At 58.5% G+C, this 22,745-nt stretch carries 22 protein-coding genes; 13 read left to right on the plus strand and 9 right to left on the minus strand.

What is annotated here, in order from left to right; genetic code table 11:
* Positions 1-137 precede the first annotated feature (137 nt).
* From puuE to lpdA, 6 genes are all read left to right on the plus strand, one after another.
* On the plus strand, positions 138-1,553 hold the full coding sequence (puuE, locus tag J7413_RS02915; RefSeq protein WP_209096216.1) for an allantoinase PuuE: 1,416 nt from the start codon (positions 138-140) through the stop codon (positions 1,551-1,553).
* A complete protein-coding gene (locus tag J7413_RS02920) occupies positions 1,550-2,062 on the plus strand; it encodes an ureidoglycolate lyase (protein WP_209096218.1) in 513 nt (170 codons plus the stop codon). Before puuE ends, J7413_RS02920 begins: the two co-directional genes overlap by 4 nt.
* A 66-nt stretch (positions 2,063-2,128) precedes the next feature.
* Complete coding sequence (locus tag J7413_RS02925) at positions 2,129-3,469, plus strand: nucleobase:cation symporter-2 family protein (protein ID WP_209096220.1); 1,341 nt, start codon at positions 2,129-2,131, stop codon at positions 3,467-3,469.
* Positions 3,470-3,675: 206 nt separating this feature from the next.
* Positions 3,676-6,330, plus strand: coding sequence for a pyruvate dehydrogenase (acetyl-transferring), homodimeric type (aceE, locus tag J7413_RS02930; protein WP_209096222.1), 2,655 nt, complete (start codon positions 3,676-3,678; stop codon positions 6,328-6,330).
* Between the two features lie 24 nt (positions 6,331-6,354).
* Positions 6,355-7,620: a dihydrolipoyllysine-residue acetyltransferase gene (gene aceF / locus J7413_RS02935; protein ID WP_209096223.1), complete on the plus strand. Its 1,266-nt coding sequence runs from the start codon at positions 6,355-6,357 to the stop codon at positions 7,618-7,620.
* 11 nt (positions 7,621-7,631) lie between these two features.
* Positions 7,632-9,362 (plus strand): dihydrolipoyl dehydrogenase, encoded by a 1,731-nt coding sequence (gene lpdA, locus J7413_RS02940; RefSeq protein WP_209096225.1) that lies wholly within the window; start codon positions 7,632-7,634, stop codon positions 9,360-9,362.
* 227 nt (positions 9,363-9,589) lie between these two features.
* Here lpdA and J7413_RS02945 read toward each other — a convergent pair whose 3' ends face one another.
* From J7413_RS02945 to J7413_RS02955, 3 genes are all read right to left on the minus strand, one after another.
* On the minus strand, positions 9,590-11,368 hold the full coding sequence (locus J7413_RS02945; protein WP_209096227.1) for an SLC13 family permease: 1,779 nt from the start codon (positions 11,366-11,368) through the stop codon (positions 9,590-9,592).
* 250 nt (positions 11,369-11,618) lie between these two features.
* Positions 11,619-12,503 (minus strand): DMT family transporter, encoded by an 885-nt coding sequence (locus J7413_RS02950; RefSeq protein ID WP_209096229.1) that lies wholly within the window; start codon positions 12,501-12,503, stop codon positions 11,619-11,621.
* Positions 12,504-12,518: 15 nt separating this feature from the next.
* A complete protein-coding gene (locus J7413_RS02955; protein ID WP_209096232.1) occupies positions 12,519-13,337 on the minus strand; it encodes a TIGR00282 family metallophosphoesterase in 819 nt (272 codons plus the stop codon).
* A 173-nt stretch (positions 13,338-13,510) separates the two neighbouring features.
* On the opposite strand from J7413_RS02955, the gene J7413_RS02960 reads away from it, so the two are divergent.
* Positions 13,511-13,747: a DUF333 domain-containing protein gene (locus J7413_RS02960; RefSeq protein WP_209096234.1), complete on the plus strand. Its 237-nt coding sequence runs from the start codon at positions 13,511-13,513 to the stop codon at positions 13,745-13,747.
* Between the two features lie 33 nt (positions 13,748-13,780).
* Here the strand turns inward: J7413_RS02960 and J7413_RS02965 are convergent, their stop codons facing one another.
* Together J7413_RS02965 and mgtE are read right to left on the minus strand one after the other, a co-directional pair.
* The gene (locus J7413_RS02965) at positions 13,781-14,350 is read right to left on the minus strand and encodes a 5-formyltetrahydrofolate cyclo-ligase (protein WP_247743293.1); all 570 of its coding nucleotides are present in this window, start codon (positions 14,348-14,350) and stop codon (positions 13,781-13,783) included.
* 10 nt (positions 14,351-14,360) lie between these two features.
* On the minus strand, positions 14,361-15,761 hold the full coding sequence (gene mgtE / locus J7413_RS02970) for a magnesium transporter (protein WP_209096236.1): 1,401 nt from the start codon (positions 15,759-15,761) through the stop codon (positions 14,361-14,363).
* 236 nt (positions 15,762-15,997) lie between these two features.
* Between mgtE and guaD the strand changes: the two genes are divergently transcribed.
* Positions 15,998-17,287 carry a guanine deaminase gene (gene guaD, locus J7413_RS02975; RefSeq protein ID WP_209096238.1) on the plus strand — a complete coding sequence of 430 codons (1,290 nt, stop codon included), beginning with the start codon at positions 15,998-16,000 and terminating at the stop codon, positions 17,285-17,287.
* A 21-nt stretch (positions 17,288-17,308) separates the two neighbouring features.
* On the opposite strand, the gene J7413_RS02980 is transcribed toward guaD, so the two are convergent.
* Positions 17,309-17,548: an Lrp/AsnC ligand binding domain-containing protein gene (locus J7413_RS02980; protein ID WP_209096240.1), complete on the minus strand. Its 240-nt coding sequence runs from the start codon at positions 17,546-17,548 to the stop codon at positions 17,309-17,311.
* 132 nt (positions 17,549-17,680) lie between these two features.
* Here J7413_RS02980 and hisB point away from each other — a divergent pair, with 132 nt between their 5' ends.
* Complete coding sequence (gene hisB, locus J7413_RS02985) at positions 17,681-18,268, plus strand: imidazoleglycerol-phosphate dehydratase HisB (RefSeq protein WP_209096242.1); 588 nt, start codon at positions 17,681-17,683, stop codon at positions 18,266-18,268.
* 49 nt (positions 18,269-18,317) lie between these two features.
* Positions 18,318-18,956 (plus strand): imidazole glycerol phosphate synthase subunit HisH, encoded by a 639-nt coding sequence (hisH, locus tag J7413_RS02990; RefSeq protein WP_209096243.1) that lies wholly within the window; start codon positions 18,318-18,320, stop codon positions 18,954-18,956.
* 130 nt (positions 18,957-19,086) lie between these two features.
* Here the strand turns inward: hisH and J7413_RS02995 are convergent, their stop codons facing one another.
* Positions 19,087-19,812 carry an AraC family transcriptional regulator gene (locus J7413_RS02995; protein WP_209096245.1) on the minus strand — a complete coding sequence of 242 codons (726 nt, stop codon included), beginning with the start codon at positions 19,810-19,812 and terminating at the stop codon, positions 19,087-19,089.
* 107 nt (positions 19,813-19,919) lie between these two features.
* Here J7413_RS02995 and J7413_RS03000 point away from each other — a divergent pair, with 107 nt between their 5' ends.
* Positions 19,920-20,456: a peroxiredoxin-like family protein gene (locus J7413_RS03000; RefSeq protein ID WP_209096247.1), complete on the plus strand. Its 537-nt coding sequence runs from the start codon at positions 19,920-19,922 to the stop codon at positions 20,454-20,456.
* Positions 20,457-20,595: 139 nt separating this feature from the next.
* Here the strand turns inward: J7413_RS03000 and J7413_RS03005 are convergent, their stop codons facing one another.
* Complete coding sequence (locus J7413_RS03005) at positions 20,596-21,000, minus strand: DUF2147 domain-containing protein (RefSeq protein ID WP_209096736.1); 405 nt, start codon at positions 20,998-21,000, stop codon at positions 20,596-20,598.
* A gap of 171 nt (positions 21,001-21,171) precedes the next feature.
* Here J7413_RS03005 and hisA point away from each other — a divergent pair, with 171 nt between their 5' ends.
* Both hisA and J7413_RS03015 read left to right on the plus strand, forming a co-directional pair.
* On the plus strand, positions 21,172-21,894 hold the full coding sequence (hisA, locus tag J7413_RS03010) for a 1-(5-phosphoribosyl)-5-[(5-phosphoribosylamino)methylideneamino]imidazole-4-carboxamide isomerase (RefSeq protein ID WP_209096249.1): 723 nt from the start codon (positions 21,172-21,174) through the stop codon (positions 21,892-21,894).
* The gene (locus J7413_RS03015) at positions 21,891-22,193 is read left to right on the plus strand and encodes a hypothetical protein (RefSeq protein WP_209096251.1); all 303 of its coding nucleotides are present in this window, start codon (positions 21,891-21,893) and stop codon (positions 22,191-22,193) included. Before hisA ends, J7413_RS03015 begins: the two co-directional genes overlap by 4 nt.
* Positions 22,194-22,200: 7 nt before the next feature.
* Here the strand turns inward: J7413_RS03015 and J7413_RS03020 are convergent, their stop codons facing one another.
* Positions 22,201-22,596 (minus strand): DUF302 domain-containing protein, encoded by a 396-nt coding sequence (locus J7413_RS03020; RefSeq protein ID WP_209096737.1) that lies wholly within the window; start codon positions 22,594-22,596, stop codon positions 22,201-22,203.
* Between the last annotated feature and the right edge of the window lie 149 nt (positions 22,597-22,745).

A 22,745-nucleotide genomic window follows, 5' to 3' on the forward strand; every position in this document is an offset into this window, starting at 1 on the left:
TCTGTGCCTTGTCTATCGCCGATGATGAAACCGCGCGCAAAGTCAGAGTGCCAACAACTCTTTCATGAATAAAGAGAAAGTCTTGGGCATTTTCACGCGTTAGAACATAATGACAAAAATGTGAGGGAGCCGACCACATGACTCGTTACGTCCGGAACATGCGGGGCTATGGCCCAAATCCACCCAAAGCCGCCTGGCCCAACGACGCTAAAGTCGCCGTTCAGTTTGTGCTGAACTACGAAGAAGGTGGCGAAAACTGTGTCCTGCATGGAGATGCAGCCTCAGAGGCGTTTCTGTCGGATATCCCGGGCGCCGCCCAATGGCCCGGCCAGCGTCATTGGAATATGGAGTCGATCTACGAATACGGCGCACGGGCCGGGTTCTGGCGCTTGCACCGCCTGTTCACCGGAGCCGACATCCCCGTCACAATCTATGGCGTGGCCACTGCCCTCGCGCGCAGCCCCGAACAGGTTGCCGCCATGAAAAGCGCAGGCTGGGAGATTGCCAGCCATGGCTTGAAGTGGGTTGAACACAAAGACATGCCGGAGGATGAAGAGCGCGCTTCGATCGCAGAAGCAATCCGGCTTCACACCGAAGTCGTCGGGGAGCGCCCGCGCGGTTGGTACACAGGCCGCTGTTCAGAAAACACGGTGCGTCTGGTCGCAGAGGAAGGCGGCTTTGACTACATTTCAGACACTTATGACGATGACTTGCCTTATTGGATAGAGCTTGAAGACCGTGATCAGCTGATCATCCCCTACACGCTTGAGGCCAACGACATGCGTTTTGCCACCGCGCCGGGATGGGTCACCGGGCAAGATTTCTATACCTATTTGAAAGATGCATTCGACGTCCTTTATGCCGAAGGCTGCGACGGCGCGCCCAAGATGCTGTCCATCGGTCTGCATTGTCGCTTGGTGGGACGTCCTGGTAAGCTTGCGGCCCTCAAACAGTTTATAGACTACATCCAGAGCTTCGAAGGAGTCTGGACGCCGCGGCGTATTGAAATTGCCGAACACTGGCAATCAAACCACCCGCATCGCCGCATCGAACGCCCCAGCCAAATGAGCAAAGACCGCTTTGTTGACTGCTATGGCGGGATCTTTGAGCACTCTCCCTGGGTGGCCGATTTGGCTCACGATCTGGAACTTGGGCCAGCCCATGACTGCGCAGCGGGTGTGCACAATGTGCTGTGCCGTGCGTTCCGCCGCGCACCGAAAGACGCGCGCCTTAAAGTTCTGCGTGCCCACCCTGATCTGGCAGGAAAACTGGCCGCAGCGGGGCGTTTGACCGAAGAAAGCACATCAGAGCAGGCCAGCGCAGGGCTTGATATGTTGACTGACGGTGAACGCACCCGTTTCACCCAGCTCAACACCGATTACGTCGCAAAGCATGGGTTTCCGTTCATTATCGCGGTGCGCGATCACAACAAAGCGTCGATCATGGCGGCTTTTGAGCGCCGAATCGGCAACGACAGCGAAACTGAATTTGCCGAGGCCTGCCGCCAGGTTGAGCGGATCGCGGAATTCAGATTACAGGATCTTCTGCCGTGAAACAGATCATCGCGCGCCCGCTGTCCGCAGAAGGTTTTGCGCCATTTGGCGATGTCATCGAGCTGAAAGACACACCCGACAAAATCATCAATCAGGGCATGTGCGGCCGCCATCACGATCTGGCGAACATGGATTTCGGGCCAGACGGGCGCGCTGGCATTTCATTGTTCAACGCCACGCCGCGCGCGCTCCCATACACCGTCGATATGGTGGAGCGTCACCCCGAAGGCTCCCAGGCTTTCATACCGATGACAGAACACGCGTTTTTGGTGATCGTTGCCAAAGATTTAGGCGGATCGCCAGATGCACCGCTGGCCTTTCTCACAGCACCGGGACAAGCGATCAATTTTCATCGCAATACGTGGCACGGTGTCCTGACTCCGCTTTCAAACCCCGGCCTCTTTGCTGTGGTGGATCGCATTGGAGACACTGCCAATCTTGAAGAATTTTGGTTCGACACACCCTATCAGGTTGTGGAGGAGCAAAGCCCTCGATCAGGTCCGCCCTGATCTTATCGCTCCAAGTGGCTCACCTAACGAAGCTGCGGGGCACAACGACCGACAGGAGAAGACAACATGGCTGAAACCACAGCTACGAATACACAGAGTTTGGGACAGTACTCTGACCCAAACGTCACGCCACCTCTTGGCCAAGCGATCCCGCTGGGCTTTCAACACGTTTTGGCGATGTTTGCCTCAAACGTAACCCCCTCCATCATCGTGGCCGGGGCGGCTGGGCTCGCCTTTGGCGGGCCTGAGCAAATTTACCTCATTCAGATGGCGATGCTGTTTGCCGGGATTGCAACACTGTTTCAGACCGTGGGCATAGGCCCAATCGGCGCCCGCCTTCCCATTATGCAGGGCACGAGCTTTGCCTTTGTGGGCGTACTGGCAGGTGTTGCAGCCACTCAGGGCCTTAGTGTTGCGCTCACAGCCTGCATCATTGGCGGTGTGATCCACTTTGCGCTCGGCTCTGTGATTGGCAAATTGCGCTGGCTGTTCCCCCCATTGGTCACTGGCCTCGTGATCCTTGCGATTGGCCTCTACCTGATCCCAGTGGCCATCAAATATGCGGCAGGCGGGGCGGCACCAATTCAAATGGAGGCGGAAAGTTTTGGCTCGCTCAAGCACTGGTCCGTGGCGCTGACCGTTGTTATCGTCGCGCTGGCATTGAAGTTCTACACCAAAGGCGTGTTGTCCAACGCCGCTATACTGGTGGGCCTGCTTGCAGGCTATGTGCTGGCATTTGCGCTTGGCATGGTCAGCTTTGCAGCGGTGGGCAAAGCCTCGTGGATAACAGGCATCACCCCCCTACCCTACGGCTTTGAATTCAGCCTTGGTGCGATCATTGCCGTCACGCTGGTGTCGGTTGTGTCTGCAATTGAGACGGTGGGCGATGCCTCTGCCACGGCCAAAGCAGGTGCAGGACGTGACGCAACCGACGCAGAAATTCAAGGCGCGACCTACGCTGATGGTCTCGGCACGGCAGTTGCGGGTGTCTTTGGCGGATTGCCAAACACCTCGTTCAGCCAGAACGTCGGCATTGTCGGTATGACCGGTGTCATGAGCCGTCATGTTGTGACCATCGGCGGCATCGTTCTAATCATCTGTGGCCTGCTGCCAAAAATCGGTGCGGTCATCGCATCCATGCCTCTCCCCGTGCTTGGTGGTGGTGTGATCGTGATGTTTGGTATGGTGGCCTCTGCGGGTCTCAACGTGCTGACCGAGGTGAATATGAACCGCCGCAATATGGTGATCATTGCAGTCTCGCTCGCCGCGGGCCTGGGGCTTAACTTGGTGCCAACAGCGGTTCAATATCTGCCAGGTGTCGTCAAAACGCTGATGACCTCAGCAGTCGCCCCAACAGCGCTCTGCGCAATTGTTTTGAACTTGGTGCTGCCACAAGAAGACAACTGATAACACCTAAGCACTGGCGAAAGGGGCGCGCGCGCCCCTTTTTTTATGCCTAAATCTAGGCCAACATCTCCGCATCAAATATACATACTTAGTATTTATCAGTCATGACGCCTGCGCATGGGAGCCATGCACAGGCCCCACTAGCAGAATGGTTTAATATTAAACTATAAAGGCTGAAACGCGGATTTCAGTGGAGGAGACGCCGCATGGCGAACGAGATTTCTGACATCGACCCGGTCGAATCCCAAGAATGGCAAGACGCAATCGAAGATGTGATTGCACGGGATGGACCGGACAGAGCCCACTACTTGCTCGACAAAGCTGTACAACAAGCCCGTGCGGCCGGGGCCACTTTGCCCTTCTCAGCAACCACACCTTACCAGAACACCATTCCAACGGATGATCAGGAAGACTTCCCTGGTGATCTGGACATGGAATGGCGTATTCGCACCATCAACCGCTGGAACGCGATGGCGACCGTGGTGCGCCGCAACAAGGAAAGCAGCGAGTACGGCGGGCATATCGCCTCCTTCGCCTCTTCTGCGGTGATGTATGACATCGGCCTCAACCACTTCTGGCGCAGCAAATCTGCGATCCATGGCGGTGACCTTGTCTTCTTCCAGGGCCACGTGATCCCAGGTATCTACGCGCGCTCCTTTATGGAAGGCCGCCTGACCGAAGAGCAGCTGGAAAACTTCCGCTCCGAGGTGAACGGCAAAGGCCTTTCCTCTTACCCGCACCCATGGTTGATGCCCGACTATTGGCAGTTCCCAACAGTCTCCATGGGCCTCGGCCCGCTGATGGCGATCTACCAAGCGCGGTTCATGAAATACATGCACAACCGCGGCCTCATCGACATGGCAGACCGCAAGGTCTGGTGCTTCCTCGGCGATGGTGAGATGGACGAGCCGGAAAGCCGTGGCGCCATCGACCTCGCGGTACGCGAAGGCCTCGACAACCTGATCTTCGTGGTGAATTGCAACCTGCAACGTCTGGATGGCCCTGTGCGTGGCAACCACAAAATCGTGCAGGAACTCGAAGGCGACTTCCGCGGTGCAGGCTGGAACGTCATCAAGCTGCTTTGGGGCAAAGGCTGGGATGAACTGCTGGAAAAAGACACCTCCGGCAAGCTGCGGCAGCTGATGGATGAAACCGTTGACGGTGACTATCAGACCTTCAAATCCAAAGATGGCGCATACATTCGCGAGCATTTCTTTGGCAAATACCCAGAAACGGCGGAACTGGTCAAAGACTGGACAGATGAACAGATCTTCGCCCTGCGCCGTGGTGGCCATGACCCGCAAAAGGTTTACACCGCATTCAAACGCGCCACAGACACCAAAGGAATGCCAACCTGCCTGCTGATCAAGACGGTCAAAGGTTACGGGATGGGCAGTGCTGGCGAAGGCCAGAACACCACGCACCAGCAGAAGAAAATGGCCGAAGATCAGCTGCGCGCCTTCCGGGATCGCTTTGAGATCCCTGTGAGCGACGAAGATCTGCCCAAAGCGCCATTTGTGAAGCTCAACAACGCGCAGAAAGCCTATCTCGCAGATCGCCGTAAGGCACTTGGCGGCGAATTCCCAAAACGGGAAACCAAGTCTGCCAAAATGGAGATCCCTGCCCTCGATAAGTTTGCGGCGCAGCTGAAAGGCACTGGTGAGCGTGAAATCTCTACCACGATGGCCTTTGTGCGTATCCTGACCACACTCTTGCGCGACAAGCAGATCGGCAAAAACGTGGTGCCCATCGTGCCTGACGAAAGCCGCACATTCGGTATGGAAGGCCTGTTCCGCTCCGTGGGGATCTATAACCCTGAAGGGCAGAAATACACGCCCGAAGACGCGGATCAGATGATGTACTACAAGGAATCGACCTCTGGTCAGGTTCTGCAGGAAGGCATCAACGAAGCCGGTGCGATGGCAGATTGGATTGCGGCAGCGACCTCCTATTCCAACCATGGCGTTCCGATGATCCCCTTCTTCATCTACTACTCCATGTTTGGCTTCCAGCGGATCGGCGATCTGGCATGGGCCGCAGGCGACAGCCGTGCACGTGGCTTTATGCTGGGTGGCACCGCAGGGCGTACGACTCTGAACGGTGAAGGTCTGCAGCATGAGGACGGCCACAGCCATATCCTCGCAGGCACCATCCCGAACTGCGTGAGCTACGATCCGACCTTCCAATACGAGGTTGCAGTGATCGTTCAGCATGGCCTGAAGCGCATGTATGAAGATCAGGAAGACGTGTTCTTCTACCTCACTCTGATGAACGAAAACTACGCCCATCCGGATATGCCAATGGGTGTGGAAGATGAGATCATCAAAGGTCTCTATCGCTTCCAAGAGGTGAAGAAACCGACCAAGAAGCATGTGACGCTGATGGGCTCCGGCACCATTCTGGTGCAGGTCATGAAAGCGGCTGAAATGCTGAAAGAAGACTTCGGTGTCACATCCGAAATCTGGTCCGCGACCAGCTTTAATGAGCTGGCACGTGACTGTCAGGACGCAGCACGCCACAACCGCCTGAACCCACTGGCTGAGCCAAAAGTGCCTTTTGTGTCTGAGCAGCTCGCAAAGGCCACCGGCCCTGTGATTGCCGCAACAGACTACATGAAGAACTACGCAGAACAGATCCGCGCCTGTGTGCCGGGCCGCTACACCGTGCTCGGAACCGACGGGTTTGGACGCTCTGACAGCCGAGTGAACCTGCGCCGTTTCTTTGAGGTGGACGCAAATCACATCGCCGCAGCCGCCATGGTGGATCTCTACCGTGAGGGCGCTGTGACCAAGAAAGACCTTGAGGCCGCATTGGCCAAATATGACATCGACGGCGCCAAGCCGAACCCGCGCCTGGTGTGATCGGGAAAAGAGGAGATTTTAGACATGGCAATTGAAGTCAAAGTTCCCGACATCGGTGATTTCACTGACGTTCCAGTGGTTTCCGTCTTGGTCAGCCCGGGCGACCTGATCGCCGCAGAAGATCCATTGATCGAAGTCGAAAGCGACAAAGCCACCATGGAAGTGCCGTCTCCAGCGGCTGGCAAAGTTGTCGAAATCAAAGTGGCTGAAGGCGACAAGGTTTCCGAAGGCTCTGTGGTTCTTCTGCTTGAGGCAGAAGACGCCGCAGAAGCGGCTCCGGCTGCAAAGACGGAAACAGCGCCAGCTGCGGCCCCTGCCGCAGCACCTGCACCTGCAGCACCTGCTTCAGCTCCAGCAGCTGTGACAGACGCCGGCTTTGGCAAAGCGCATGCATCGCCTTCTGTGCGTGCATTTGCACGTCAGCTTGATGTTGATCTTGCCAAAGTGAACGGCTCCGGCCGCAAGGGTCGCATTTTGCGTGAAGACGTGACCGCCTTCTTGAAATCCACCACCGCAACAGCCGCACCTGCTGCTGGCGCTGCTCAGGGTGGCATGGGCATTCCGCCCATTCCAGCCGTCGACTTCTCCAAGTTTGGCCCGGTCGAAGATGTGGATATGCCTCGGATCAAAAAGATCTCTGGCCCGGCTCTGCATCGCAGCTGGCTCAACATCCCGCACGTCACCCATAACGACGAAGCGGACATCACCGATCTGGACAAGTACCGCAAAGAAATGGACACGATGGCCAAAGAAGACGGCTATCGCGTGACATTGCTTTCCTTCGTAATCAAAGCCTCGGTGTCGGCCCTGAAACAACATTGGGAAGTGAACTCTTCGATCCACCCCGATGGCGACAAGCTGATCAAGAAAGACTACTACAACATCGGCTTCGCAGCAGACACGCCAAACGGTCTTGTGGTGCCGGTGATCAAAGACGCGGACCGCAAAGGCATTGTGGAAATCTCCAAAGATCTCATGGAGTTGTCCGGCAAAGCCCGCGCGGGTGAGCTGAAAGGTCCGGATATGCAGGGCGCAACTTTCACCATCTCCAGCCTTGGCGGCATTGGCGGCACTTCCTTCACCCCGATTGTGAACGCACCTGAGGTCGCAATCCTTGGCCTGACCCGCTCAAAAATGGCGCCGGTTTGGAATGGCGAAGAGTTTGTTCCACGTCTGATGCAGCCGCTGTCGCTGTCATATGACCACCGCGCCATTGATGGGGCCTTGGCTGCACGGTTTACCGTGACGTTGAAAACCCTGCTGGGCGATATGCGCAAGTTGATGTGGTAAGGAGAACAGAGATGGACGTCAAAGTACCTGATATTGGTGACTTTTCTGAAGTTCCCGTTGTCTCCATTCTGGTCTCTGTCGGCGACACAGTCGCTGCAGAAGACCCGCTGATCGAGCTAGAAAGCGACAAGGCTACGATGGAGGTTCCTTCCCCCGCCGCTGGTGTGGTGAAGGAGATCAAAGTGGCCGAGGGCGACAAGGTTGCCGAAGGTAGCCTGATCGTTGTGCTGGAAGCTGAAGGTGCCGCTGAGGCGCCCAAGGCCGCCGCTCCTGAAGCGCCTGCCGCACCGCAAGCTGTGGCCGCTACTGGCACCGCTACAGGCGCAGGTGACGTGCATGCGGAAGTTGTGGTTCTGGGCTCAGGCCCCGGCGGCTACACCGCAGCTTTCCGCGCCGCAGACCTTGGCAAAAAGGTTGTGCTGATCGAAAAAGACAGCTCCCTTGGTGGTGTCTGCCTCAACGTCGGCTGTATCCCCTCCAAAGCGCTGCTGCACTCTGCGAAAGTGATCACCGAAGCCGAGGAAATGGCCGATCACGGCATCAGCTTTGCCAAGCCGGAGATTGATCTCGACAAGCTGCGCGGTTGGAAAGAAAGCGTTGTTAATCAACTGACTGGCGGTCTTGGCGGACTGGCCAAGGCACGCAAAGTGCAGGTTGTGAACGGCTATGGCACCTTCACCGGCCCCAACATGATTGAGGTCGATAATGACGGCGAGAAATCCACCGTCAGCTTTGATCAATGTGTGATCGCAGCCGGCTCTGAGCCTGTCACCCTGCCCTTCATTCCACATGATGATCCGCGCGTGATCGACAGCACCGGTGCGCTGGAGCTGGAAGACGTGCCAGAGCGCCTGCTCGTGCTCGGCGGCGGCATCATTGGCCTTGAAATGGCGACCGTCTATGACGCGCTTGGTTCCAAAGTGACCATCGTTGAATTCATGGACCAAATCATTCCGGGTGCGGACAAGGATGTGGTCAAACCGCTGCATAAACGCATCGATTCGCGCTATGAGGCGATCCTGACGCAGACAAAGGTCACAGCGGTTAACGCTACGGACGCGGGCCTTGAGGTCACCATGGAAGGCCCGAAGGGCGAAGTGGTTGATACCTTTGACAAAGTGCTTGTTGCGGTGGGACGTCGCCCAAATGGGGCGAAAGTCAACGCAACGGCGGCAGGTGTGGCCGTGGATGAGCGCGGCTTTATTGCGGTCGACAGCCAGCAACGCACTGGCGTGCCTCACATTTTTGCCATTGGTGATGTGGTTGGCCAACCAATGCTTGCCCACAAGGCCGTGCATGAAGGCAAAGTGGCCGCAGAGGTTGCAGCCGGGCACAAACGTCACTTTGATGCGCGGGTGATCCCATCGGTGGCCTACACCGATCCAGAGGTCGCCTGGGTGGGTGTCACCGAAAACCAAGCCAAGGCCGAAGGGCTCAAGATTGGCAAAGGTGTGTTCCCGTGGGCCGCGTCCGGTCGTTCCCTCAGCCTGGGGCGCTCTGAAGGGCTTACCAAGTTGATTTTTGACGAAGATTCCGAGCGAGTGATTGGCGCAGGGATCGTTGGACCCAACGCCGGTGACCTGATTGCCGAGGTGGCGCTGGCCATTGAAATGGGCGCGGATGCGGTGGATCTGGGACACACGATTCACCCTCACCCAACCCTGAGCGAGACAGTGAATTTCGCTGCGGAAATGTTTGAAGGCACAATCACTGACCTGATGCCGCCCCGCAAAAAGAAATAAGAAAACCACCCGTTTTCTGTCAAAGCGCGCCTTCGCTGAAGGCGCGCTTTTTCAATTAAGGAAGGTTAAGCCAGTTCAGATGGCAAAAACCCTCTTCGGTATTGCGTCTGTTTCGCGTCGGTATTGCGGCGGTGTTAATAGGTGTCACACACGCGCAAGGAGAGGTGAACAAAGCGCACGTCGCCTGCCCTGTTTGCGCAACAGCCCGCCGGAATAGCGGGCGGCGCTCAGAGCGGCCAGAAGAACGGGATCAGCAGCGAGGCCAGAAGTCCAATCGACAGGTTCAGCGGAATGCCGACACGCATGAAATCGGTGAACTTGTACCCCCCAGGGCCAAACACCAGCATGTTGGTCTGATAACCGATGGGCGTGGCAAAACTTGCCGAGGCCGCAATCATCACCGCCACCACCAGCGGACGTGGATCGACGCCAATGGCCTGCGCCAAGCCCACCGCGATGGGTGTGACAACCACTGCAACCGCATTGTTGGAGACAAGCTCTGTCAGCACAGAGGTCAGCAAATAGATTGCCCAGACCAACAGGAAAGGTGGCAGGTTTTCTAGCGCAGGGGCCAGAGCTGTGACGATCAGAGACACCGCTCCCGACGAAGACAGCGCCGCCCCAATGGCGAGCATGGCAAAGATCAGCGACAGCAATCGCCCATCCACGAAGGAGAACGCTTCGTCGGCGTCAATACAGCGGGTCAAAAGCACCACCGCCACCGCAAGCAGAGAGAGCAGCAGGATGGGGGCCACGCCAAGCCCTGCGAGGATCACAATGCCCGCCATCGCCCCAAGCGCAATGGGGGCGTGACCACGGCGGTACTCACGCTCTGAAGGTTGGGAGACATCCACCATATCCATGTCCGCAGACAGGCGCTGAATGTCTTCGGGCGCGCCTTCGAGCAGGAGCGTGTCCCCCACACGTACCACCAGTTGGTCGAGTTGCTGGCCGATGTTCTGGTTGCGACGGTGAACGGCGAGCGGGTAGACGCCATAACGGCGGCGCAGACGCAGGGAGCCAAGGCGGCGGCCCACCATACGACAGCCCGGCGTGATCAGGGCCTCTACCGTGGTGGTTTCCACCGCACCCACCTGATCCAGCCGTTTGAGTGATTTGTTGCGTTGCAGGCTGAGCAGTTCGGTCATCTTGGTGCGCAGCACCACGCGGTCGCCCACCTGCAGCGTCACCTCTTTCAAATTGCGGCGCAGCGAGGTGTCGCCCCGGATCACGTCAATCAGGCGCACGCCATCGCGTTTGAAAAGCTGAACACCGGTGACTTCGCGCCCGACAAGGTTGCTTTCTGGGGGGATCACCGCTTCGGTGAAAAATTTCATCTGGCTGCGGTTGGACAGCAGGTCTGCCATGCTGGCGCGATCGGGCAGCAGGCGGCGGCCTATCAGGTAGAGGTAAAGCATGCCCCAGGCGACAATGATCAGGCCCAGCGGTGTGACCTCAAAAATCGAGAATGGCGCGAGCCCCTGATCGCGGGCAACCCCATCCACCAGAAGGTTGGTTGAGGTGCCAATCAGCGTGAGTGTGCCGCCCATAATCGCAGCATAGCTGAGTGGTATCAAAAGCTTAGAGGCCGAAGTTCCCAGAGTGCGTGCCAGCTGTGTGAACACGGGGATCATCACCACAACAACCGGTGTGTTGGAGACAAAGGCCGAGGCGACAATCACAAAGGCAAGCAGCATGATGATGGCCAGCGCGGGGTTCTTTTTGGCCTGCCCATCTGCGAGCTGCGTGAAGGTAGAGAGCGCGCCGGTGCGCACCAAGGCGCCCATCACAATGAACATGGCGGCAATGGTCCAGGGCGCGGGATTGGAGAGCACATTGAGGGCCGCGTCATAGGGCAGCACCCCCAGAAACAGCAGCACCGCAACACCGCCAATGGCCACCACTTCGGTGGGGTAGACCTCTTTCAAAAACAGCACAAACATGCCCGCCACGGTCAGCAGTGCGAGCACCGCCTGGGTGGTTTGAGAAAACGCGAAAAGATCCATATGTGTCCTGCCCTTGTCAGCGGACAAGTTTTACCATGGCGCCAAGGTCGGACAAGCGATTTTCGCGCTCGGACACTGGCAATTGCGCCATCTTGGGGGCCAGCCCCCACACCCCCGGGATATTTTGGGCAAGAGGAAGGCAGATCCGGGTGCGCGCAAGGCAACGGGGCCTCTTTGTCCGCCATGGAGATTCGGCGGCATTGCAGGCGGTTGCCGATGAACTGGCGGGCAGCAGGTCGGTCTGCTGCGTTCAATCTGTCTGTTGGGTGCGGGGACGCACAAGTGTCATGCCAAGCAGGATCAGAGCCAGAGCTGCCCAGACCCAGAGCGAATAGCGTTCAGACAGCAGGATCATCGCCCAGAGCACGCCTGTGCCTGTCACCACATAGGCGACCTGTGCGGCAAAAACCGCCCCGGCGCGCGACACGAGCCAGACATAGGTGGTGTAGACACAGACATGGATCAGCGAGCCGAGCACCAGCGCAAACTCTGGTGCGTTCCAGTGGGTGCGCGGATCAATGAACTGATCTGTCGCCAGCGCAAGCGGCAGTGCCAGTACAGCGCCGATGACACAGGCCCCATATAGCACCTGCCCTGCGCCAAGCCCGTGCATGCCCCATTTGGACACGACGTTGCCTTCCAACGCGTAGCAAATGGGCGCGATGACCGCGATGGGCAGCCAGAGCGCCATCGCCGGATCCGGCAGAGCTTCGGGTTCGGACAGGATCACCACGCCGCCAAGCCCTGCGATCAGCCCGGCCAGACGGCCCCAGCCGAAGCGATCCACCCGAAAGAGCAGCGCCATTGGGAAAGCGACAATCGGCACCAGAGAAATCACAATGGACATCACGCCAGAGGGCAATTCCGCGGCGGCACGGTAGGAAAAGCTGTTGGGAATGAGCGTGCCAAGCGCGGCGATCAGAAGAAAGAACCACAGCTTGTCGCGTGGCAACGCGATTGACTTACCGGTGCAGAGCCGCAGCAGGAACAGAACCAGCGCGCCAATTAAGAGTTGCCAGAAAATCAGGCCAAGCGGTTGATAGCCTTCAGAAACCGCGATTTTTGTCAGAGGTTGTGTGAGCCCCCAGCCGGTGCCGACAGCCAGCAGGATTGCGGTGAAATGCAGGGGCGTCATGCAAAAACCGCTGCGTCAGCTGGGGCCGGACTGGCTGAGCCTGCCGCCCTGACGCACCATCTCGATGCGGGTGGCGGCGCCGGTGCGGTCATCGGTTTCCACATAGACGCCGGAGAGCGTCGCCTCCCCCAGCGCCGGGGTGAAGCGTGCCTTTGGCATGCCAGTGACAAAGCGGCGCATGGGCTCTTCTTTCTCCATGCCAATGACGGAATTGTAGTCACCACACATGCCGGCATCGGCCTGAAAGGCGGTGCCTTTGGGCAGGATCTGGGTGTCGGCGGTGGGCACATGGGTGTGGGTGCCGACAACAAGGCTGACCCGGCCGTCGCAGAAATGCCCCATGCCCATTTTCTCCGAGGTGGCCTCGCAGTGTATGTCGACGATGGCGGCCTGCACCATGCCGCCGCGCGGATGGGCGCGCAGCACCTGATCGATGGCGGAGAACGGATCGGCGTAGGGCTGTTTCATAAAGACCTGCCCCAGCGCCTGCGTGACCAGCACCTTGCGCCCGCCGCGCGCGTCAAACACCCGGAAGCCTTTGCCCGGCACATCGCCGCGTGCGATGTTGAGCGGGCGGATGATGCGCGGTTCCGACTGGATGAACTGCATCATCTCTTTCTGATCAAAGGCGTGATCGCCCAGCGTGAGGCAGTCGGCACCGGCATCAAGCAGCGCTTTGGCATGGGCACCAGAAAGCCCCATGCCGTTGGAGGCGTTTTCGCCGTTCACCACGACAAAATCGAGCCGCCAGTCTTCCCGCAGTTTGGGAAGGCGTTCCACCACAGCCGCGCGTCCGGCGCGACCCATCACATCACCGAGAAAGAGCATTTTCATGGGGGATGGTCCTAGGCGGCGGGGGCGCGGATGGCAAGTCTGATGGGAGCGATTTGTCAGAGTGACGCAGCGCAGACGGTGCCTTGCTGTGCAGATGTGCACATTAGAAGGAGGTTGCGCGCGCGCGTGGTCGCGTTATCGTTGCAAGAGAGATTTTAACAAACAGGTGAATTATGAAAGCCGTTCTTGCCCTGACCGCCGCTGCTGGCACTCTGACCCTCGCGGCATGTGTCGAACCCTATCCAAATGATGCGACCAACCTCGCCAATCCGGCAGCAACCTTCTGTGTTGATCAGGGCAACCAATATGAGGTGCGTCAGGATGCGGCGGGCAATGCCGTGGGCTATTGCATTCAGCCAAACGGCACTGAGGTCGATGCCTGGGAGTATTTCCGCGTCAACGCAACCTGAGCGCCGCCCCCTCCTCTGACGGGGCAGGCATGTTTATGAAAATTCGATCACCCGGTTTTGGGTGATCATCATATCCAGAGGCTGATCGGTGGCTTCCAGCGGCAGGGCCTCGGCCATCTGTTCTTCAAACGCAAAACCGATTGCCAGCGTGGCCCGATGGCTGCGCAGAAGCTCCAGCGTGCGGTCGTAAAAGCCACCGCCATAGCCCAGACGCCCGCCTTTGAGATCAAAGCCCACCAGTGGCACGATCACGATCTCTGGCTCAAAAAAGTCATCCACTTCAGGCACTTTTGCGCCAAAAGGGCCATCACGCAGCGCGCCCTCTGGCTCCCAGCGGGAAAATTTGAGCGGCATGGCCTCGCCCTGAATGACGGGCACGCCAACAGGCCCATAGGCGGCGGCCTCAGCCATTGCAGCGAGGGGCGAAATTTCGGTGCGGATGGGCATATAGCCCGCAATCGGCACCCCACGATAGCCTGCCAGCACCTCTGATAAATGGCCCGCCTGACCGGGGCCTGCCATGGCAAAGGCCGCCTTGCGGCGCGCAAAGGCCGCTTTGCGGGCGGCGGCTTTCTGTTCGTTCAACGTCATCTCTGTGCTCATGGTCAGTCGCTCACAAAAGAACCTGGGCCGCGAGGCCGAGGAAGAGGAAGAAGCCCACAACATCGGTCACCGTGGTGACAAACGGGCCAGAGGCCAGCGCGGGGTCGATGTGCATGCGATCCAGCGCCATGGGAATAAGGATGCCGCCCAGCGCAGCAGCGATTTGAGTGAGCAGCATCGCCACACCAATCACCACAGCCAGCATCGGTACGCCAAACCAGGCGCCTGCCACCAGCGCCATGATAAAGCCGAAGAGTGCACCATTGAGCGCCCCCACCGACAGCTCGCGCCGGATCACGCGCATAGCGTTCTGCGCGGTGAGGTCTTTGGTGGCGAGCGCGCGCACCGTGACTGTCATGGTTTGGGTGCCGGCGTTGCCGCCCATGGAAGCGACAATGGGCATCAGAACCGCAAGCGCCACCATTTGATCCACCGTGTCGGCAAAGAGATTGATCACACCGGAGGCCAGAATGGCGGTCAGCAGGTTTACAAACAGCCAAGTGGCGCGGCCCTTGGCGGCGCTGAAAATCGTGTCTGAAAGGCTGGCCTCATCACTCACACCGGCGAGGCGCAGAATGTCCTCTTCGTGCTCCTCATCAAGTACCGCCATGGCGTCATCAATGGTGATCACGCCGACCAGACGCTCATCCTCATCCACCACCGGAGCAGAGATCAAGTGGTACTGGTTGAAGGCATAGGCCACATCCTCTTCGTCCTGCGTGACGGGGATGATCTGAAACACCTCTTCGACCAAAGTGGCCATCGGCAATTCGCGGCGTGATGACATGAGCTTGCCAAGGGTGACATTGCCCACAGGTTTCATGCGCGGATCCACAAGGATCACGTGGTAAAACTGTTCTGGCAGTTCCTCGGCGTTGCGCAGAAAGTCGATGGCTTCGCCCACTGTCCAATGCTCTGGCGCAAACACCGTTTCGCGCTGCATCAGACGACCAGCGGTGTTTTCCGGATAGCTCAGCGCCTGCTCCACCGCGACACGGTCGGCATCCTCAAGCTGATCCAGAATGGCTTCCTGCTGCGGCTCATCGAGATCTTCGACCAGATCAACGATGTCGTCGCTTTCCAGCTCGCGCACCGCTTCTGCCAGAACATCCGGGCGCAGGATGTTCATCACCTCTTCGCGCAGGCCCTCATCCAGTTCTGAGAGGATTTCGCCGTCAAATTCCGCGCCATAAAGCTGCACAAGGCGGCGGCGATCAAAGGCGTTGATCTGTTCCAGAAGGTCGGCGATGTCCGCAGCATGCAGCGGGGCCATGAGTTCAAGCAGTGTGTCGCGATCCCCGGCTTCAATCGCATAAAGCACGCCTGCGGCCAGTTTTGGGTTCAGGGCGTAATCGTCCTGCTCCTCAGCGTCAGCGATGATGTCTGCGGTCTGATCGATGGCTTGGGTCATGACACCTGCTCTCTCGTTCTGCCGCTGGGAAGCCGCCAGCAAGACCGGCTGCTCTGGGGCGTTTGCTCTGACATGCTTGCCTGCTTGGCAAGGCTTGGACTTGGCCCGGACCATAGGTTAAAGCAGAGAGGAAACTCAATGGGATGCGACGGATTTGCGCTCAAAAAAGGCCTGCTGCGCGCAGGCTTTGCGCTTTGCGTGACAACTGCGCCCTGAAACCTGCGGAGCCTGCCTTGATGCCCCCATCTGTTTTGCTGCTTGGTCAAACCCTGTCTTTTTTGAAAAGCCCGTTTGAGGCCCCGCTTGAAAGCGCGGTGCGCCATCTGACCCACGGTGGGGTTTTGATGTCGGATGGCAAAATTGTTGCGGTGGAAGATGGGGCCACGTTGAAGGCCGCGCATCCGGACGCGCAGGTGGTGGATTATGGCGACAAGCTGATTTGTGCCGGGTTTGTGGATGCGCATGTGCATTACCCGCAGACCGGCATCATCGCGAGTTGGGGCAAGCGGCTGATTGACTGGCTGAACAGCTATACCTTTCCCGAAGAAATGCGGTTTGGCGAGCGGGCCTATGCGGATGAGATCGCCAAGACCTATCTGGATCTGACCGCCCGGCATGGCGTCACCACCATGGCGAGTTACGGCACCATCCATCCGGAATCAGTGGAGGCGTTTTTCAGCGAAGCCCAGCGCCGGGGGCAGCGGGTTGTGGCGGGCAAGACCTGTATGGATCGCAATGCGCCTGATGGGCTGAGCGACACGCCGCAAAGCGCCTATGACGACAGCAAGGCCCTGATTGAGGCATGGCACGACGTGGACCGGATCACCTATGCGATCACGCCGCGATTTTCGCCGACCTCGACACCCGCGCAGCTGGAGGCGCTTGGCGCGCTGTGGGCAGACCATCCGGATTGCCTGATGCAGACCCATCTGAGCGAGCAGACCGATGAGATCGCCTGGGTGCGCGAGCTGTTTCCTGAGGCGCGGGATTATCTTGATACCTATGAGCAGTTTGGCCTCTTGGGCGCGCGGGGGCTCTATGGCCATGCGATCCATCTGGAACCGCGTGAGAAAGACCGGCTGCGCGAGGTGGGGGCTGGGTTGATCCACTGCCCCACCTCTAACACCTTTATCGGGTCTGGGCTGTTTGACATGGCTGGGCTGATGGCGGAAGGGCAGCGGATTGGCCTTGCGACAGATACCGGGGGTGGGTCGAGCTTTTCGATGCTGCGCACCATGGCGACGGCCTATGAGGTGGCGCAGCTGCGTCATCACCCGCTGCATGCGGCAGAGTTGATGTGGCTGGCCACGCAGGGCTCTGCGCAGACGCTGCATATGGCCGATCAGATCGGCAACTTGGCTGCGGACATGGAGGCGGATCTTGTGGTGCTGGATCTCGCCAGCACGCCGGAGATCGCGCAACGGGCCGCACGGGCGGAAGATCTTTGGGAGGCGCTGTTTCCCACCATCATGATGGGTGATGATCGCGCGATTGCAGCAACGTGGATTGCGGGGCGGCAGGTTTAGCCGCCCGTGTTGCCGAAGGCGTTAGAACGCCTTGAACGTCAGCGTTGTCAGCGTGCGCTCAATGTTGGGGATGTCGAGCATGTGGCTGTTGATGAATTTGCCCACGTCTTCGCCTTCGGGAATGTAGAGCTTCATCAGAAGGTCATAGTCGCCGCTGGTGGAGTGCAGCTCGGAATGGATTTCCTTCAGCGCAATGTCTTCGGCGACGCGGTAGGTGGTGCCGGGTTTGCAGCGGATCTGGATAAAGACGCAGGTGGTCATGAAGGCCCTCATTTGGTTTGGCCTCAAACTGGCACAAATGCCACCCGGCTCACAATCTGAAAATCCGCCCTCTTGGCCTGCCCCCTGCCCGCCCCTATAAGAGCGCGGCAAGACTGATCAAAGGACGTCCCCATGCGCAAGGCAAGCGTGACCCGCGCCACCGCGGAAACCAACATCACCGTGGACATCAATCTGGATGGCACCGGCCACTATGACAACAAGACCGGCGTGGGGTTTTTTGACCATATGCTGGACCAGCTGTCGCGCCACAGCCTGATTGACATGACGATCCGTGCAGAGGGCGACTATCACATTGATGACCACCACACGGTGGAGGATGTGGGCATTTCGCTGGGTCAGGCGCTGACGCAGGCGTTGGGCGACAAGAAAGGCATCCGCCGTTATGCCACCTGCCACCTGCCGATGGATGATGCGCAGGTGCGGGCCTCGCTGGATCTGTCTGCCCGCCCCTTCCTGATCTGGAACCTTGAGATGCCAACCCAGAAGATCGGCACCTTTGACACAGAGCTGGTGCGCGAGTTCTTCCAAGGATTTGCGACCCATGGCGGCATCACCCTGCATGTGGATCAGATCCACGGGTTCAACAGCCACCATATCGCCGAAGCCGCCTTCAAAGCGGTGGCGCGTGCGCTGCGCGAAGCGGTGGAAGTCGATCCGCGCAAGGCGGATGCGATCCCTTCGACCAAAGGGGCGCTCTGAGAGCGCACCCTACAGTTACGACCAGTCAAGACTTTCAGAGGATCCGCTTATGCTGACAGCGATCATCGACTATGAATCCGGCAACCTACATTCTGCCGAGAAAGCCTTTCAGCGCATGGCGACGGAAGTAGACGGCGGCGAGGTTGTGGTGACCTCTGACGCCGAGGTGGTGGCCAAGGCAGACCGTCTGGTGCTGCCCGGCGACGGGGCCTTTCCCGCCTGTGCGGCAGAGCTGCGCGGCCATAAGGGCATTTATGACGCCATGGTGGAAGCGGTCGAAGCCAAGGGCCGTCCGTTTCTGGGCATCTGCGTTGGTATGCAACTCATGGCCAGCCGGGGCCATGAGTATGAGCTGACCGAAGGGCTGGGCTGGATCGAGGGTGATGTGAAACGCATCACGCCAGAAGACAGCACCCTGAAAGTGCCGCATATGGGCTGGAACAATCTGGTGATTGACCACCCCCATGCGCTGCTTGACGGGATCAAGAGCGGCGATCACACTTATTTTGTGCACTCCTACCAGTTCCATGTGACCAAGGCGGAAGAACGTCTGGCGCATGTGGACTATGGCGGAGACGTGACCGCGATCATTGGGCGGGACACCATGGTGGGCATGCAGTTCCACCCGGAGAAAAGTCAGGACATCGGACTGCGGATGATTGGCAACTTCCTTAAGTGGGCGCCGTAAGGTTCAAGAAATGTAAACGTCACAAGGCTCAGGGGATCAACTGCGCACCAGGGGCCAGCCCCTCTTGGCCCCTTGGGCCAATTCACCCCGGGATATTGAAAGAATGAGAAGCGCTTTTCCAGTGCGCGCCTTATGCCGCGCGCAGGCTTGAGGGGGCAGCGCCATGCGCCTTGCGAAAAGCGCGGGTGAAGCTTTCGGGACTGGCATAGGCGTAGCGATGCGCCACCGCCTCCACCCGGTCGCCGCGCAGAATATCCTGATGCGCCAAAATCAGACGCCAGCGTCGCAAGTACCCCATGGGGGTTTCTCCAACCGTGGCGGCAAACAGCTCTGAAAAGCGAGACAGTGACAGACCGGCCTGCGCCGCAAGATCCCCGTTGCTCCAGAGATGGCCGGGTTGATCGTGCATGGCCACGATGGCGCGGGACAGGCGCGGATCTGCCAGCCCTGCGAGCAGGCCCACCTCTGCGGTGCCCTGACTGATCTGATCGCGCAACAGGCGCACCATCAGCGCCTCCCCCAGACGGTTGACCACCGATTGCGCGCCACAACGGTTGCCTGCGGTTTCTTCGGCCATCAAACGCACCAAGGCGCGGCTGTCGCCTTCGTCGCGCAGATTGTAGCGCACCTCATCCGGCAACGATGCCAACAGCGGATTGGACAAACCCATCCAATCAACCTCTGCCGTAAAGAGCGCAGGAGCATCCATCGCGGCCTCCCACCGCCCCCGGGGCAAAAACACCACCTCCGATGGCGCGCCGTCAGCGTCCCCAAAAGCAATAAGATTTGCCCACTCCAAAGGTGCGTGGCTTACGCTAAGGTGGAATTTCTCCACCAATGTGGTCAATCGATCCATCTGTCTCTGCGCTCTCAATTTCGGATTTCATGCACGACAATTCGGAATTATTGTGCAGAGAACCCTGACAAAAGGCAAGTCAACGCAATATAGAACAGGAGCAACCTATGCTGATTCCCCGCCAGAAGACCCCGAACCTGACTCTGCCACTTGTGGGTGGTGGCACTTTTGATCTGTCCAAAGAGGGCTCTGAACGCGGCACCGTTGTGTGTTTTTACCGCGGTCTGCACTGCCCGATCTGCGCCAACTACCTGACCGAGCTGGAAAAGCTGGTGGATGCTTTTGCTGAGCGCGGTGTGAGCTGTGTGGCGGTCAGCAGCGACGGGGAAGACCGCGCGGCAGAGATGGTCAAAAAGATCGACGCAAAGGGCCTGCGCTTTGCCTATGATCTGCCTTTGTCTGTTGCCAAGGAGTGGGGGCTCTATATCTCTACCTCACGTGGCAAGACCTCCATTGGCATCGAAGAGCCTGCGCTGTTCTCTGAACCCGGCCTGTTCATGGTGAGCCCGGAGCAGTCGCTGTACTACGGTTCTGTGCAGACCATGCCGTTTGTGCGGCCGCATTTCTCTGAACTGGTTGGTGCATTGGATTTTGCCATTGCCAACAACTATCCAGCGCGTGGCGAATACACTGGCGAGGTTTGAGCCTGCGCCCGGCAGATGGGAAAATTCAAGCTCCCGGCGTGTGCCATGTCCCCCCGGAAAACGGCACCTGCCAAACGAAAAGGCGCGGATCGCTCCGCGCCTTTTTTGTGGTCTCATGCAAGTTGCGAGACCACCCAGATCAGTTGACGCGTGTCCAATCCTGACCGCGGCAAATCACGGCAACGCAGCCTTTCACAGTGAGTGTGCTGCCTTTCAGAGTCATTTTGGAATTGTAGGTTTTATCCGCATCTGGTGCCCAGATTTTGCCGCCGGAATAGGCCCCGCCGCCATCTGCGCCCATATCCCAGAGCATTTTCTTGCCTTGATGCTCATAATTGCTGACCACCTGGCCGTTTGCATCAAAGGCTTTGTCGATATTGCCGCAGATCGCGCTGCCGCAACTGGCAATTTTCACATGTAGATAACCGCCCGTGTCCCCCGGCTGGGTTTTCCAAGTGCCCTCGACCGGATCGGCAAGCGCAGCAGTTGCGCCGGCACACATCAGGCCCGCACATGTCAGCGCGGTGGCCAAAGCTCTTTTCATCATCGTGTCCTCCCATGGCTTTGCGCAAAACCCTGCGTCAGTGGATGATTCCGATCAACCGTGACTTTGGGTCAGCCTTAAGTGGCCGTAAAACGCCGCTGCGTTGCAATTTGACCAAGACCGTGCCACACCCTGCGCCAACAGACACAGCGACAAAACAGGGCCGTCACTATGATCCTCTACCCCGCCATCGACCTCAAAGACGGCAATGCCGTGCGCCTTCTGCATGGCGACATGGACAAAGAGACCGTCTTCAATGAAAACCCGGCCGCGCAGGCGATGGAGTTTGTCAACGCGGGCTGTGAGTGGCTGCATCTGGTGGATCTGAACGGGGCTTTTGCGGGCGAGCCAGTGAATGCTACGCCGGTGGAAGAAATTCTGAAACAGACCAATGTGCCCGCGCAGCTGGGCGGTGGCATCCGCGACATGGCCACCATTGCACGCTGGATCGACAAGGGTCTGAGCCGGGTGATTTTGGGCACGGTTGCCGTCGAAAACCCCGATCTGGTGCGCGAAGCGGCCAAGGAATTCCCTGGCAAAGTGGCTGTGGGCATTGATGCGCGCAATGGCAAAGTGGCGACCAAGGGCTGGGCTGAGGAAACCGATGTGATGGTGACAGACCTTGCCAAGTCCTTTGAGGATGCAGGCGTGGCCGCGATCATTTACACCGACATCATGCGCGATGGCGCGATGAAAGGCCCCAACGTGGAGGCGACTGCCGCATTGGCCAAAGCTGTCTCCATCCCGGTGATTGCCTCAGGCGGGGTGAGCTCGATTGCCGATCTTCAGGCGCTGAAGGACTGTGGCGCTTCGCTAAACGGGGCGATTTCAGGCCGTGCGCTTTATGACGGGGCAATCGATCTGGCCGAAGCGCTGGCTGTTTTGAAAGCATGAGCCTGCGCCGTCGGATCCTCTATGCGATTTTGGGCCTGACCCTGGCTCTGTCGCTTGTTCCGGCGGGATTGGTTTACTGGGCGCATGCCACGGCGCAAAAACATGGCTGTGCTTTTGGCATGGCCATGCATGAAAACGGATGCTGGGTGGCGGGCGAAAACATCGCCAGCCAGTTGAACGCGGCCTATGCCAAAGCGGCTTTGATGATCGTGAGCCTGCCGATTGGGTTTGTTGCGATGCTCGCGCTGATCGGAATGATCGCGGTTGATCTGCGCCGACGCGCCGCCCAGCAAGACTAACCTGCTTCTAGTTGCCAGCCGCTGCGCTGGTGAGTTTGCCAAGAGCACCGGTCATGGCCGCCAGAAACGGAGCATCCGCGGGGATATCGAGAGCGCCCAGCATCTCTGCAGGGTCTTCATAGGCCAGCCAGACTTGACCGTCAGCATCCTGATAGACCAGCACTTTGAGCGGCAGGAACAATCCGGCGCGCGGGTCTGCCTGCATGGCCGGGGTGCCAATTTTTGGGTTGCCAAAGACCAAGAGCTCGGATGGGGCCAGCTCCTGATCAATGCTTGCGGCGCCCGCACCATGATTTACACGCGCAAACACGCGTGCGCCTGCGTTCACCACTGCGCTTTCAAGGGCGTCCATCGTATCTGGAACCGGTTGGTTCGCTGCAATCTTTTTCAAAGGTCTCTCCATAGCCTGCGCAGCGCCGGTCAGGCCCAGCACCACGACAAAAGTCACAAAAAGTCTTTTCATAGCAAACTCCACCACTCACAAATCAATTATCCGTAGGGCTGGCGCGTTGAAGCGTTTCCCTATAGCTACCCACTGAGATAATCTTAAAC

It is taken from the genome of Shimia sp. R10_1, assembly GCF_017744095.1.
In the GTDB taxonomy this organism is placed as follows: Bacteria; Pseudomonadota; Alphaproteobacteria; order Rhodobacterales; family Rhodobacteraceae; genus Shimia.

Excerpts from the sequence above, each read along its gene's own strand:
- J7413_RS02965 (WP_247743293.1), bottom strand. The coding sequence starts at position 14,350 with ATGAGCACAGAGATGACGTTGAACGAACAGAAAGCCGCCGCCCGCAAA.
- J7413_RS02955 (WP_209096232.1), bottom strand. The coding sequence starts at position 13,337 with ATGAAAATGCTCTTTCTCGGTGATGTGATGGGTCGCGCCGGACGCGCG.
- mgtE (WP_209096236.1), bottom strand. The coding sequence starts at position 15,761 with ATGACCCAAGCCATCGATCAGACCGCAGACATCATCGCTGACGCTGAG.
- J7413_RS03000 (WP_209096247.1), top strand. The coding sequence starts at position 19,920 with ATGCTGATTCCCCGCCAGAAGACCCCGAACCTGACTCTGCCACTTGTG.
- J7413_RS02980 (WP_209096240.1), bottom strand. The coding sequence starts at position 17,548 with ATGACCACCTGCGTCTTTATCCAGATCCGCTGCAAACCCGGCACCACC.
- J7413_RS02950 (WP_209096229.1), bottom strand. The coding sequence starts at position 12,503 with ATGACGCCCCTGCATTTCACCGCAATCCTGCTGGCTGTCGGCACCGGC.
- aceE (WP_209096222.1), top strand. The coding sequence starts at position 3,676 with ATGGCGAACGAGATTTCTGACATCGACCCGGTCGAATCCCAAGAATGG.
- J7413_RS02945 (WP_209096227.1), bottom strand. The coding sequence starts at position 11,368 with ATGGATCTTTTCGCGTTTTCTCAAACCACCCAGGCGGTGCTCGCACTG.
- guaD (WP_209096238.1), top strand. The coding sequence starts at position 15,998 with ATGCCCCCATCTGTTTTGCTGCTTGGTCAAACCCTGTCTTTTTTGAAA.
- J7413_RS02995 (WP_209096245.1), bottom strand. The coding sequence starts at position 19,812 with ATGGATCGATTGACCACATTGGTGGAGAAATTCCACCTTAGCGTAAGC.
- hisH (WP_209096243.1), top strand. The coding sequence starts at position 18,318 with ATGCTGACAGCGATCATCGACTATGAATCCGGCAACCTACATTCTGCC.
- J7413_RS02960 (WP_209096234.1), top strand. The coding sequence starts at position 13,511 with ATGAAAGCCGTTCTTGCCCTGACCGCCGCTGCTGGCACTCTGACCCTC.
- J7413_RS03015 (WP_209096251.1), top strand. The coding sequence starts at position 21,891 with ATGAGCCTGCGCCGTCGGATCCTCTATGCGATTTTGGGCCTGACCCTG.
- J7413_RS03020 (WP_209096737.1), bottom strand. The coding sequence starts at position 22,596 with ATGGAGAGACCTTTGAAAAAGATTGCAGCGAACCAACCGGTTCCAGAT.
- hisB (WP_209096242.1), top strand. The coding sequence starts at position 17,681 with ATGCGCAAGGCAAGCGTGACCCGCGCCACCGCGGAAACCAACATCACC.
- J7413_RS03005 (WP_209096736.1), bottom strand. The coding sequence starts at position 21,000 with ATGAAAAGAGCTTTGGCCACCGCGCTGACATGTGCGGGCCTGATGTGT.
- lpdA (WP_209096225.1), top strand. The coding sequence starts at position 7,632 with ATGGACGTCAAAGTACCTGATATTGGTGACTTTTCTGAAGTTCCCGTT.
- J7413_RS02925 (WP_209096220.1), top strand. The coding sequence starts at position 2,129 with ATGGCTGAAACCACAGCTACGAATACACAGAGTTTGGGACAGTACTCT.
- puuE (WP_209096216.1), top strand. The coding sequence starts at position 138 with ATGACTCGTTACGTCCGGAACATGCGGGGCTATGGCCCAAATCCACCC.
- hisA (WP_209096249.1), top strand. The coding sequence starts at position 21,172 with ATGATCCTCTACCCCGCCATCGACCTCAAAGACGGCAATGCCGTGCGC.
- aceF (WP_209096223.1), top strand. The coding sequence starts at position 6,355 with ATGGCAATTGAAGTCAAAGTTCCCGACATCGGTGATTTCACTGACGTT.